The organism is Agromyces badenianii, assembly GCF_003070885.1.
Classification (GTDB): Bacteria; Actinomycetota; Actinomycetes; order Actinomycetales; family Microbacteriaceae; genus Agromyces; species Agromyces badenianii.
The window spans coordinates 98627-111015 of record NZ_CP028913.1 but is presented as its reverse complement, the minus strand read 5'-3'; the positions used below and the strand labels follow the sequence as shown (position 1 = coordinate 111015).

Here is a 12389-nt window from a genome sequence, read left to right as displayed (position 1 = left end):
GTCAGAAGGGCCAGATGAGGGGCACGAGCAGCACCGCGACCGTGAGGAACAGCAGGGTGAAGGGCCATCCGAACCGCGCGTAGTCGCCGAAGCGGTACCCGCCGGGCCCCATGACCATGAGGTTCACGGGCGTCGCGATCGGCGTGAGGAACGCCGCGGCGGCCACCACCGTGAGCGCCATCAGGAACGGCCTGCCCGAGACGCCGAGCTCGGCCGCGGCCGAGAGCGCGATGGGGGCGACGATGAGCGCCGTCGCCATGTTGCTGATCAACTGCCCGAGCACGACGACGAGCACGCACACCGCGAGCAGCACCACGAGCGGCCCGCCCGGACCGGCCGCCGCGACGAGCGCGTTGCCGACGATCTCGGCGGCTCCCGTCGTGGTGAACGCCGTCGAGAGGGGGATCATGCCGGCCACGAGGATGACGGTCGTCCACGAGATCGCCCGGTACGCGCGGCCGATCGAGACCACCCGGGTGAGGATCATCGCGCCCGCCGCCAGGAGGCCCGCCACGACCGCGGGCACGAGCCCGGTCGCGAGCAGCACGACCATCGCGGCGAGCACCACGATCGCCGCGACGCCGCGCGTGCCGATCGGCGCCGCCTGTCCGCGCACCGCCGAGGGTGCGTCGACGACCCGCACCTCGTCGCCCCCGGTGTTCGCCTCGAGGTCGTCCCACGTGCCCTGCAACAGCAGCACGTCGCCGACCTCGACCTCGGCAGCGGGGCCCGTCAGCTCACGGCCGTTGCGCGCCAGCGCGAGGATCACGAGCTTGCCGCTCGGCGTGGCCATGCCGGGGAAGACCCGCATGCCCACGAGTTCCGAGCGGGGCGGCACCATGACCTCGGCCACCCCGTTCTCGGCATCGATGAGCACCGCGCGGCCCCCGCCGTCGGCCTCGGCGAGACCCGAGTAGTCAGCGAGCAGGGTGCGAGCGTGATCGGTGAGGTCGCGGGGCACGGTGTCGGCGCTCCGCGCCGGAAGCATCCGCTTGCCGAGAAGCATCGCGAGCAGCAGGGTGCCGACGACGAGCGGCGCACCCACGAGCGCGAACTCGAAGTACCCGAACGGACCGCCGGCCTCTTCGGCTGCGAACTCCGACACGATGACGTTCACGGGCGTGCCGGTCAGCGCCAGCAGCGAACCCGCGTGCGCCGAGAACGCCAGCGGCAGCAGCAACTGCGAGGGCGGCAGGCCGATGCGCACGGCGACGACGACGGCCATCGGCAGCAGCGCTGCGACCGCGCCGTTCACGCTGATGAGGGCCGTGAGCAGGGCGACGAGTGCCATCACGAGCAGCAGCACGCGGTTGCGGCTCGCGCCGCCCCTGGCCACCACGAGCCGGCCGAGGCGCGCGGTCACGCCGGTGGCGTCGAGCCCCTCGCTCACGACGAAGAGCGAGGCGATGAAGAGCACGGTGGGGTCGCCGAACCCGGCGAGCGACTGCTCGAGCGTGAGCACGCCGGTCGCCCAGAGGGCGAGGGCGACCCCGATCGCCACGACCGCGATCGGAATGCGCCCAGACACGAACGCGACCACGGCGAGGCCGAGAATCACGAACGTCACCACGACCGGGTCCATGCGCTCAGGCTAGTGGTGCGGCGCGCACCGGCACGGAACTCCGCGAATGGCGGGTCGTGTCTACCACCGGCCGTGCCGTCAGCCCTAGGGTGAGAGCCAGACAGACGAGCGAGTCGCGCGTCGAACATCGGCAGGGGGCGTTGATGACGGCAACGGATGTCGCGGCAACCGGAGTGCGAACGTCATGGCTGCCGCTGGCCGTGGTGGTGCTGACGCAGATCCAGGCGTCGTTCGCGGTGAACGCCCTGACGGTGTCGATGTCCGGCATCACGACCGACCTCGACACCCCCGCGAGCTCGGTCGGCACCGCGATCACCGCGGGCACCTTCGCGATGGCCGCGTTCATCCTGCTCGGCGCGAAGGTGGGTTCCCGCTTCGGCAGCCGCGGGGTCTTCCAGATCGCCGTCGCGATCCACGGCGTCGCGATGCTCGCCGTCGCGCTCAGCGTCTCACCGGCCATGCTCTTCATCGCCCAGGCCTCGTCGGGTGCCGTCATCGCCCTGATCGCACCGGCACTGACGGTCTTCATCGCCACGAACTATCACGGCCCCCAGCAGGGCCGGGCGATCGGCCTGCTCGCCGCGGCGATCCCCGCTGCCGGAGTGCTCGCGCTCATCCTCGCCGGCTGGTTCGCGACCACGATCGGCTGGCGCTGGTCGTTCGCGCTCATGGTCGGCCTCGCCGTGATCAACCTGCTGCTGAGCTTCCGGCTGAAGCGCGTGCCAGCGCAGCCCGGCCTCTCGATCGACTGGACGGGCGCCGTGCTCGCAGCCGTCGCGGTGATCCTGCTGAGCTTCGGGTTCTCGGGTCTCTCGACGTGGGGCGTCTGGCTCGCCACCGACCAGGCGCCGTTCGACATCCTGGGCATCTCGCCCGCGCCGCTGCTCGTCATCGCCGGACTCGTCGTCGGCCAGGTGTTCTTCTCGTGGCTGCGCCGCCGCGGGCGCGAGGGCAAGCCGCGCATCTTCGACCTGCGGGTGCTCGCCACCGGCTCCGAGCGGGCGATCACCGCCTGCATGGCCATCATGCTCTTCGTCGGCACCGCCGCGAACTTCCTGATCCCGCTCTACATCCAGGTCGTGCAGGGCCGGTCGAGCATCGAGACGTCGTTCTCGATCATCCCCTACACGCTGTCGATCTTCCTCGCGTCGACCTTCGTCGCCTCGCTCTACGGCCGGTTCGCGCCACGGGTGATCGCGAGCACCGGGTTCGTGGTCGTCGCCGCCGCCCTCACCCTGCTCGCCTTCACGGTGCGCGGCGAGTGGAGCCAGGGCTTCGTCGTCGCGGGTCTCATCCTGCTCGGCCTCGGCCAGGGGGCGATCGTCGCCCTGGTGTTCAACACCCTGCTCTCCGCCGCGCCGAAGCAGCTCGCCGGCGACGTCGGCGCCTGGCGCGGGCTCGTGCACAACCTCTCGGGCAGTGTCGGCATCGCCGTCGCGACCGCGTTCGCGGTCGGCATGCTCTCGACGATGCTGCTGAGCGGGGCTGAAGATCACCCCGAGATCTCCGATGAGCTCATCGCGCAGGTGAACCTCAACGAAGCCGACTTCCTCACGAACGAGCAGCTCGCCGCGCTGCTCGCGTCACGCGCCACCGGCCCCGAGCTCGACGCGGCCATCGCGGTCAACGCCGAAGCACGGTTGCAGGCGCTGAAGGTCTCGCTGCTCGGCCTCGCCGCACTGTCGTTGCTCGCGATCGTGCCCGCGACGCGCATGCCGGGGCGACGGCGCGACGAGCTGCCCGAGAAGCTCGAACCCGACGATGACGACCCCATCGACCCGGTCGAGCACGACGACCCACTCGACCTCGCCGATCGAGACCTCGCCGATCGAGGCCTCGCCGGTGGCGGCCTCGCCGATGGAACGGAAGCACGCGCATGACCCGCAGCCCGAGCAAGCTCATCCCCGACGGCTTCACCGCCACCCCGTCGCTCGCCGACTCGCCCGTGGTCGTGCTCGACGACGCGCTCGGCGGCGTCGAGACGACCGGCGTGCTCGTCTTCACGCCGGTCGCCGACGCGGCGCCGATCGCGGGCCTCTCACCGTCGGCCTGGCAGCGGGCCGGTTTCGAGGCCGAGCCCGGCCAGACCCTGCTCATCCCCGGCGACGAGCCGACCGTGCTCGTCGGCGGCGGCGCAGCTGCCGGGCTGACGGTGAACGGCCTGCGCGATGCCACTGCCGCGTTCGTGCGCGCGACCTCGAAGACGGGGCGACTCGGCTTCGAGATCCCGTCGCTCGGCGAGCTCGACCCCGCGGCGGCCGGCCAGGCCATCGCCGAGGGGGCGGCGCTCGCCCGATACCGCTACAGCGGCCTCGCGTCGAAGCGGCCCGATGCCCCGCTCGAGCGGCTCGCGGTGCGCATCGGCGACATCGAGCCGGCGCGCGCGGCCACCGCGGAGTTCAGGGCGGGCATCGAAGCGGGCCTCATCACCTCGCGCGCGGCGAACATCGCCAGGGACCTCGCGAACACCCCTCCCGGTCATCTCACGGCGGTCGACCTGGCCGAGGTCGCCGTCGCGCTCGGCGCACGCTTCGGCTTCGACGTCGAGGTCTTCGACAAGCAGCAGCTGATCGAGCTGGGCTGCGGAGGACTGCTCGGCGTGAACCGCGGCTCGACCGAGGAACCGCGCATGGTGAAGCTGCGCTACACCCCGCCGGGAACGTCGACCGGGCACCTCGGCCTCGTCGGCAAGGGAATCACCTACGACTCGGGCGGCATCAGCCTGAAGCCGTCCGACCCGATGCACCTGCTCATGAAGATGGACATGGGCGGCGCGGCATCCGTGCTCGGCGCCTTCACCGCCCTGCGCGCGCTCGGCGCCACCGCGACCGTGAGCGGCTGGCTCATGTGCACCGACAACATGCCGTCGGGCTCGGCCTACCAGCTCGGCGACGTGCTCACCGCGCGGGGCGGCACGACCGTCGAGGTGAAGAACACCGACGCCGAGGGCCGGCTCGTGATGATGGACGCCATCGCCCTCGCGAACGAAGACGGAGTCGACGCGATCGTCGACATCGCGACGCTCACCGGTGCCGCGCTCATGGCGCTCGGCCCCTCGATCGCGGCGCTGCTCGGCAACGACGAGACGATGCTCGCGACCGTCGAACGCGCCGCGGCGACGAGTGACGAGCAGGTCTGGCGGCTGCCGCTCGAGCGCCGGTATCGCAAGCAGCTCGACTCGGAGGTCGCGGACATCGCGAACCTCGGCGGCCCGTTCGCCGGTGCCACGACGGCGGCGCTCTTCCTCGATCACTTCGTCGGCGCCACCCCGTGGGCCCACCTCGACATCGCCGGCACGATGCAGACGGAAGCCGACGACTCGTGGCGCTCCAAGGGCGCGACGGGCTTCGGCACGCGCATCCTGATCGATGTCGCCCGGGGCTTCCAGCCGGCGCGCTGAACGCCCGGCACCCCCGAGCGAACGTCAGCGCAGCACGCCCGCGCGGTAGGCGGCCTCGGTGCGGGTCGCCGCGCCGAGCTTGCGCAGGATCGCCGAGACGTGCACGCTCGCCGTCTTGCCGCTGATGAAGAGCCGCTCGCCGATCTGACGATTGCTGAGCCCCTCGGCGATGAGTTCGAGCACCTGGCGTTCACGGGCGGTGAGCTCGGCGGTGGCGAGATCGTCGGATGCCGCGGCGCCCGCGATGCCCGGAGCGCCGCCGCCCGCCGTCTTCGCCCGGCCGGCGCCCATGCCGCCCTCGAGCGCGAGCCCGGCCGCGGTGGCCACCCGCGAGACGCGATCGCGCACCGCACCGACCCCGCCGCTCAGCGCCAGGTCGAGGGCGCTCTGCAACGTCACCTTGGCGCTGGCGCGATCGCCGCAGGCGAGTTCGGCCTCGCCCTGGCGAAGCAGCGCGTACGGTGCGAGGTAGCCCGGTGCGGTGGGAGCGGCTGCCTCCTTGGCTGCCGCCTGCCACGCCGCGGCATCCGAACCGGCGGTGCTGCCGGGCGCCTCGGCGAGCTCGGCGTCGAAGAACGCCGCCCAGAGCGCGTGCGTCGGCCACCCGTGCATGCGATCGAGCGCCGCGCGCAGCTCGGGCTCGGCGGCGCTGATCTCGGCCGTGAGAACATCGGGCAACCCGCCCGCACGCTCGACGGCACCTGCGCGGGCGGCGCCGATGACCCGTGCCGCCACCCAGATCAGGGGCAGGCCGTAGCCGGGCAGCGGCACGTCGCCGCGATCGAGCACCCGCTTCGCCTCTCGCCACGCCTCGGCGATGTCGCCGTTCGCGAGTGCGATCTCGGCGGTGACGCGGCTCACGCTCAGCCGCGTCTGCGTCTCGACCTTCATGATCTCGGTCATCACGGAGCGCACGCCGCGCAGCTCTTCGGCGGCCCGAACCGGTTCGCCGAGCCAGAGGATGGCCCAGATGCGGGCGCGCTGGAGGTAGACGCCGAACGGCCCCGGTGGGTCGAGCGCGAGCGCGCGTTCGATGAGCGCGGCGGCCCGGTCCCACTCGCCGAGTGCGAAGAGCGGGTCGACGGCGTTCGACGCGAGGATCACGCCGGAGCTGCGCTCGACGCCCTGGGCACGCGCCTGCTCGAGCCCCGCTTCGGCCAGGCGCACCGCCTCGTGGTGATTGCCGACGAGGAACTGGAGGTCGGAGGCGTTCACCCAGTAGCGCAGCAGGGCGGAGCCGTCGCCCTCGGCCAGTTCACGCGCCCGTTCGAGACCGCGGAGCCCGGCCTCGACCTCGCCGCGGCTCGCGCGGCTGACGGCGGCGACGTTGGTGGCGATCGAGGCGTACCGCGGCGAATCGATCTCGAGCGCGGCGGCGAGCGCCCGCTCTGCGGTGTCGACGGCCTCGTCGAGCCGGCCCTCGATCATGAACCTGCCGGCGAGCACGGTGAGCACGGTCATGCGGAGCTCGCTCGACCCGTGCTCGCCGAGCGCCTCGAGGGCGTCTTCGAGCACCGGGATCGACCCCGGGCGCCCCACGTTGGCGAGGTACACCGCCTTGTCGCGCAGGAGCCGCGGGTATTGCGGGTCGTCGCGCGGGCACTCGGCGAGGGCGGCCTTCACGAGCGCGAGGCTTCGCTCGCCCTCGCCGGCGTTGCGCAGGTGCGAGGCGGTGCGGCCCATGAGCTCGAGCTTGACCATGCCGGCGGCCCCTACCGGGTCGGGCACCACGTCCCAGAGGCCGAGCGCGCGCTCCCCGAGCTGCGCGGCGGTCGCGAACGCGGCGGCGGCGCGCGCCTCGCGCATCGCCTGGATCGCGGCGGGGAAGGCGCGAGCCGCGTCGTGCGCCCCGAGCCAGTGGAAGGAGATCTCGGCCGCGAGGCGGCGGGTGCCGGCCGCGGCGGCGGTCTCGTAGGCCTCGGCGTATCTCGCGTGGAAGCGGGCCCGCTCACCGGGCAGGAGGTCGGCGAGGATCGCCTCGCGCACGAGCGCGTGCCGGAACGTGTAGTCGTCGCCGTCGATCGTGAGCACCCCGGCCAGCACGCTCTCGCGCGCGGCGAGATCGAGTTCACCGGCAGTGCCGTCGAAGACCGCCTCGAGCAGTGCGTGCGAGATGCGCACACCGCCGACGCTGACGACGCGCAGCAGTGCTTGCGCACCCTCGGAGAGTCGCTCGTACCGCGCGAGCAGAAGTTCGCGGAGCGTGTCGGGCAACCCGCTCTCGTCACGGCAGCCGTCGAGCCCGACGAGTTCTTCGACGAAGAACGGAACGCCGTCGCTGCGGCTGAAGACCGTGTCGATGACCTTGTCGGTGGGTGCCTCGCCGATGAGCGACCTCGTGAGCTTTCGCACCTGCGCGCGGGTGAGCCTCGAGAGATCGAGGCGCTCGACCCAGCGGTCGCGCTCGGCCTCGGAGAGGAAGGGGCGAAGCGGATGCCCCCGGGTGACGTCTTCGCTGCGATAGGTGAGCACCGTGAGCACCCGACTCGAGCCGAGCGCGCGCATGAGGAAGCGGAGCAGTGCGAGCGTCGCGGCGTCGACCCAGTGCAGGTCTTCGATGGCGAAGACGATGGGCCGCTCACGCGAGAACGTCTCGAGCAGCACCGCGATGCCCTCGTGCAGCTGGCCGGTGGCCGCACCGCCCCCGGCAGGGGCTGCCATCGCCGTGATCGCGGTCTCGGCGGCCGCGAGTTCGGGAAGCAGTGCGGCGAGCGCCGAGCGACCGGGGCCCGCCGCTTCGAGCACGCGCTCGGGCCCGACCTCGGCGACGAGCGTGCGGAGCGCCGCCTTCACTGGCGCGTACGGCGCAGCCACACTGCCGAGGTCGACGCACTGCCCCGCGAGCAGGCGCACGTCGGACGGCAGGCCGAGCTGGAACTCGCGAATGAGCCGGGTCTTGCCGATGCCCGCCTCGCCGCCGATGACGACCGTGAACGGCGCACCGGCACGCACCTCGTCGAGTCGCTCGTTGAGTCTCGAGAGGTCGGCGTCGCGACCGACCATGGCCGCCGCTGACGTGGTCACGATCTCATCGTGCCACGTACCGCCGACATCGGCGGCTGTCGCGGCATCCGTGATCGCGCTCGGCTGAATCACCGTTGCGGCCACCGCCGCGGTCAGCGCAGGGCGAGTCGAAGAGCGCGGTGCGCGCGGTGCTGACGGTGGCGCCGGACCGGCTCCGGCGACGCGACCGCATCGCCGGAGCCGTTCTCGTCGGCGCTGCGCTGCCGGCTGATCTCCCGCTCGGCGAGCTGCACGTCGGACTGGTGCGAGTGCAATGCCACGAAGTCTGCCGAGAACTGCATGATTCCTCCTGGGGTGTCTCCGATCCTGTCGACCGGATGCCTCCAGCGTGCGCTCTGAGGCACCTGAGGCTCATCGGGTGATCGCCCTATTTCCCGCGGCGAGAGGCCTGCGGCGACCTAGGGCGGGTGCTCAGCGGGCGAGCGTCGGGGTACGGCGGTAGCCGTCTCGGCCGAACTGCACGACCGCGGCGGAGACCGCCACGACGGCGATCAGTGCGAGCGAGAGCAGGAACAGGGTCGCGAACATCGCGCACCTCCCTTCTGTGTGAGTCCTACGGAATCTGACGAAACCTCATGGAAGCTTGCCGGTTTCGGCGGGCGGGTTCGTCAGGGCGACCACCGAATCGGGTGTCGGGGTGCCCGTCGGGGTCAGCACCGAGGGCTCGGGCGTGCCCCACACCCTGCCGAGCGGCACGACGCCGGCCCAGACGGAATGATCCTCGCCGTCGTCGGGCGCCTCGGATGCCCCGGCCGCCCGCGTCTTCATGACGACGTCGTCGAGGCGCAGCCGCAAAACCCGGGTGGCGGCGATCTCCTTGCGGGTCATCGCGCGCACCTCGGCACTGCGACCCGGCATCAGCCGTTCCGCCAACGCGACGAGCGCGGCATCCGCTCGCTCGCCCTCGACCGGTTCGAGCACGCCGTAGGCCACGGCGCTGCGGTAGTTCATCGAGCTGTCGAAGAGCGAGCGGGCGAAGACGAGCCCGTCGAGGGCGGTCACCGCGAAGGCCACCGTCTGGCGATCGGATGCCGCGCGCAACGCGAACCCGCCGCCGCTCGAGCCGTGCACGAGCAGGTGATCGCCGTCGCGGGCGTAGCCCATGGGCACGACGAGCGGCACGCCGTCGACGACGGCCGTGAGGTGGCCGACGAGTTCGGTGTCGAGCAGTTCGTAGAGCGCATCGGGGTCGGTCGTCTGACGCTCCGACAGGCGGTGGATGCGGCGGGGCTCGCGGGAGGCGACTGGAGTGGCGGGTTCGATCGTGGTCACAATTCGAGTCTCGGCGTTACACTGGTTCAACTTGCAGTCCAGTTGCCGCAGACTCGACCAGTCCAGTAAGGGAAGCATGGACGGACCGATCCTCGCCATCGATCGGAAGGCCGGCACGCCACTCGGCGTTCAGCTCGTCGAAGGACTGCGCCGCGGCATCCTCGGCGGCGCCCTCCGCCCCGGCGACCCCGTTCCCTCGACGCGCGCACTCGCGAGCGAGCTCGGCGTCTCGCGCAGCGCCGTCGTGACGGCGTACGAACAGCTCGCCGGCGAGGGCTACCTCGAGATGCGGCAGGGGGCGGCGACCCGGGTGGCCGAACTGGGAGCGACCACGTCGGTCGCCGCGCAGGCCCGGCACCGGGAGGCGGCGCACGACGGCGAGCCGGCGGTCGCGGCATCCGGTTCGTCAGCGGCCTCGACGCCGGCAGCGTCGGCAACCCCCGCCGCACCCGCATCGCGCACCGCGCCCGCATCGCTCGCTGCCCTAGCCGTGCAGGGAGCGCCCGCGTCGCCCGCAGCGCCCGCATCGCCCGACGAGCCGCGCATCAACCTGCTGCCGGGCCGGCCCTCGACCTCGCGCATCGACACCCGCGCGTGGCGCTCGGCCTGGCGGCACGCCGCCGCCCTCGACATCCCCGCCGACGCCCCGCCCATGTTCGGCGTGCCGCGCCTGCGCTCGGAGATCGCCGACCACCTGCGGCTCGCGCGGGGCGTCTCGTGCTCGCCCGACGACATCGTCGTCACCGCCGGCACGAGCGAAGCGGTCGGGCTCGCCGCCTTCGCGGTCGCCACGATCGCCGCCCGCCCGCCCGTCGTCGCGGTCGAGCACCCCGGCTATCCCTCCGCCCGACGCACCCTCGAACGCCGTGGCGCGGACACCGCTCCCGTCGAGGTCGACGCCGACGGGCTGGTCGTCGACGCCCTGCGACGGATGCCTCGAGCACCCGACGCGGTCATGGTGACGCCGAGCCATCAGTACCCGCTCGGCGGGCGCCTGCCGGTCGCGACGCGACTCGAACTGCTCGCGTGGGCGCGCGCCGCGGGCGCACTCGTGATCGAAGACGACTACGACAGCGAGTTCCGCCACCTCGGCCCGCCACTGCCCGCGCTCGCCTCGCTCGCCTCGCGAGACGACGCCGGCCGGGTCGTGCTCGTCGGCAGCTTCTCGAAGGTGCTGACCCCCTGGCTCCGGCTCGGCTACCTCGTGCTGCCGCCCGCCGGCGCGAACCCGGCGCTGCGCGAAGCGATCGCCGGCACCCGTGCCGACGAGACCTGCCCCGTGCCCGGCATCGCGCAGGAGGCGGTCGCCGCCCTCCTCGCGAGCGGCGCCGTGCGCCGGCACATCGCCGTCTCTCGCCGCGAGTACGCTCATCGGCGCCGCCTCGTGCTGACCGCGCTCGACGGGTTGCGCGGAGCGCCGCTCTCGGGCCTCGACGGCGGACTGCACGCCGTCGTAGAGATGCGTGATGCCGCGGCATCCGCTGCCGTCGTGGCCCGGCTCGGTTCCGAGGGCATCGGCGTGGCCCCGCTCTCCGACTACTCGGCGGTGCCCGGCGAGGAGCGGTCGGGCATCGTCTTCGGCTACGCCGCGCCGAGCGACACCCAGCTCGTCGAGGGGCTCGCGCGCATTCGCGCGGCGATCCTCGATCGGCTGAGATGACCGGTCGACGCGCTCCTCGCCGCGCGAACGCGACGATTCGCGACCTGTCGAAACCGTCGAACGACCCGGTAGGGTGAACCGACCGGCGCGCCGAGGGCGGTGCGCCACCCTACGGTTGGAGGCCCGGTGCGGCGAGCGGTTGGCGAGAGAGCGGCGTCGATCGCCATCGGAGTGCTCGCGGCCTCGGCCGTGCTGGTGCTGAGCGGGTGCGTCGGCGCCCCCGCCCCGCCTCCGGTCACGATCGTCGCGACCGTCACCGCGACCCCGAAGCCGACTCCCACGCCGACGCCGACCGCGGCGCCCGAGCCCGCCCCGGCGCCGGCACCCGACCCCGTGCCGAACGCCCCGGCCCCCGTCTACGAGCCGGGGCCCGCCTACGACCTCGGCGCACGCGACGGGGCCAACGGCTCCCCCGTGCTCGACGGCGGCGGCATGCCGATCAGCTACACCGTCGTCTCGGGCGACAGCTTCTTCGACATCGCCCAGCGGTTCGACCTGCCGCAGCAGCAGTTGCTGCGCATGAACCCGCAGGTGCACGACTACGGCGAGAACGTCTACATCGGCGATGTCGTCAACCTCGACTGGACCAAGACGGGGTGAACGGGCGGCCGCGTTGCCGCGACCGTCTCAGCGGCGGGATGCCGCGGCGCCCGAGTCGCCCGCAGCGAGCGGCGGCTGACCGAGGATGAGCTCGGCCAGCTCGACCGGCCGGGAGAACTGCGGCCAGTGGCCGGTCGGCAGATCGACGAGCGTGACGTCGCGGATCGACGTGAACTCCCGCATGGCGTCGGCGTACTCGACCATCCACCCGCGCAGCTCGTCGCTCGAGTACTCGGTGCTCACTGCCGTGACGGGCACGTCGCGGCGGCGCTCGTCGGTGTAGCGCTGCGGACCGGCGAGCACCTGCGCGGGCGAGGGGATGGCGCGCTCACGGAACCGGGCGCGCATCGCGTCATCGAGGCCTGCGAGGTCGGCGTCGTCGAACGCCGACCACTCGGGCAGCGGGATCGCGCCGTCGACGGCGTCGTAGCCGCTCACGAGCGCCGCACCGGCGGCCGACGGGATTCCCCCGACGAGGATCGCCCGCGCCACCCGGTCGGGGCGTGCATCGACCGCAGCCCAGACGAGGTCGGCGCCGGCCGAGTGGCCGACGAGCACGACCGGCGCGGATGCCGCGTCGATGCGTTCGACGACGGCGTTCACGTGATCGCCGAGGGCGACCTTCGAGCGGTCCGCCTCACGCGACTCCATGCCCGGCAGCGTGACCGGGTGCGCGCGGTGGCCGGCCGCTTCGAGCACGGGAACGACGTCGTGCCAGGAGGACGCGTCGAGCCACATTCCGGGAACGAGGATGATGTCCATGGGGGCCGGCCCTCTCTCTGCCACGACGGTCGGTGTCGAGTGCGGCGACGTGCACCGGTTCTCCGACCGCTCCGACGATAGCGAAGCCC

At 72.7% G+C, this 12389-nt stretch carries 9 protein-coding genes; 4 read left to right on the top strand and 5 right to left on the bottom strand.

The window, feature by feature from the left end; all coding sequences use genetic code 11:
• Position 1: 1 nt before the first annotated feature.
• Positions 2-1582: an SLC13 family permease gene (locus DCE93_RS00515; protein ID WP_108594167.1), complete on the bottom strand. Its 1581-nt coding sequence runs from the start codon at positions 1580-1582 to the stop codon at positions 2-4.
• 143 nt (positions 1583-1725) lie between these two features.
• Between DCE93_RS00515 and DCE93_RS00510 the strand changes: the two genes are divergently transcribed.
• Together DCE93_RS00510 and DCE93_RS00505 are read left to right on the top strand one after the other, a co-directional pair.
• Positions 1726-3462 carry an MFS transporter gene (locus tag DCE93_RS00510; protein ID WP_108594166.1) on the top strand — a complete coding sequence of 579 codons (1737 nt, stop codon included), beginning with the start codon at positions 1726-1728 and terminating at the stop codon, positions 3460-3462.
• The gene (locus DCE93_RS00505) at positions 3459-4982 is read left to right on the top strand and encodes a leucyl aminopeptidase (RefSeq protein WP_108594165.1); all 1524 of its coding nucleotides are present in this window, start codon (positions 3459-3461) and stop codon (positions 4980-4982) included. The genes DCE93_RS00510 and DCE93_RS00505 overlap by 4 nt, the downstream gene beginning before the upstream one ends.
• 24 nt (positions 4983-5006) lie before the next feature.
• On the opposite strand, the gene DCE93_RS00500 is transcribed toward DCE93_RS00505, so the two are convergent.
• From DCE93_RS00500 to DCE93_RS00490, 3 genes are all read right to left on the bottom strand, one after another.
• Complete coding sequence (locus DCE93_RS00500; protein WP_244284199.1) at positions 5007-8006, bottom strand: helix-turn-helix transcriptional regulator; 3000 nt, start codon at positions 8004-8006, stop codon at positions 5007-5009.
• A 92-nt stretch (positions 8007-8098) separates the two neighbouring features.
• The gene (locus DCE93_RS00495) at positions 8099-8287 is read right to left on the bottom strand and encodes a hypothetical protein (RefSeq protein WP_108594164.1); all 189 of its coding nucleotides are present in this window, start codon (positions 8285-8287) and stop codon (positions 8099-8101) included.
• 292 nt (positions 8288-8579) lie between these two features.
• Positions 8580-9278, bottom strand: a complete 699-nt coding sequence (locus tag DCE93_RS00490) for a pyridoxamine 5'-phosphate oxidase family protein (RefSeq protein WP_205647448.1) — start codon at positions 9276-9278, stop codon at positions 8580-8582.
• A 76-nt stretch (positions 9279-9354) separates the two neighbouring features.
• Between DCE93_RS00490 and pdxR the strand changes: the two genes are divergently transcribed.
• Together pdxR and DCE93_RS00480 are read left to right on the top strand one after the other, a co-directional pair.
• Positions 9355-10938: a MocR-like pyridoxine biosynthesis transcription factor PdxR gene (gene pdxR, locus DCE93_RS00485; protein WP_108594162.1), complete on the top strand. Its 1584-nt coding sequence runs from the start codon at positions 9355-9357 to the stop codon at positions 10936-10938.
• Between the two features lie 126 nt (positions 10939-11064).
• Entirely contained in the window at positions 11065-11538 is a 474-nt protein-coding gene (locus tag DCE93_RS00480) for a LysM peptidoglycan-binding domain-containing protein (RefSeq protein WP_146184898.1), read from the top strand.
• 27 nt (positions 11539-11565) lie between these two features.
• Here DCE93_RS00480 and DCE93_RS00475 read toward each other — a convergent pair whose 3' ends face one another.
• Positions 11566-12300 carry an alpha/beta fold hydrolase gene (locus tag DCE93_RS00475; RefSeq protein WP_108594160.1) on the bottom strand — a complete coding sequence of 245 codons (735 nt, stop codon included), beginning with the start codon at positions 12298-12300 and terminating at the stop codon, positions 11566-11568.
• Between the last annotated feature and the right edge of the window lie 89 nt (positions 12301-12389).

Bases quoted from the DNA above. Each gene is read 5' to 3' on its own strand.
- DCE93_RS00505 (WP_108594165.1), top strand. From the start codon at position 3,459: ATGACCCGCAGCCCGAGCAAGCTCATCCCCGACGGCTTCACCGCCACC.
- pdxR (WP_108594162.1), top strand. From the start codon at position 9,355: ATGGACGGACCGATCCTCGCCATCGATCGGAAGGCCGGCACGCCACTC.
- DCE93_RS00510 (WP_108594166.1), top strand. From the start codon at position 1,726: ATGACGGCAACGGATGTCGCGGCAACCGGAGTGCGAACGTCATGGCTG.
- DCE93_RS00515 (WP_108594167.1), bottom strand. From the start codon at position 1,582: ATGGACCCGGTCGTGGTGACGTTCGTGATTCTCGGCCTCGCCGTGGTC.
- DCE93_RS00495 (WP_108594164.1), bottom strand. From the start codon at position 8,287: ATGCAGTTCTCGGCAGACTTCGTGGCATTGCACTCGCACCAGTCCGAC.
- DCE93_RS00475 (WP_108594160.1), bottom strand. From the start codon at position 12,300: ATGGACATCATCCTCGTTCCCGGAATGTGGCTCGACGCGTCCTCCTGG.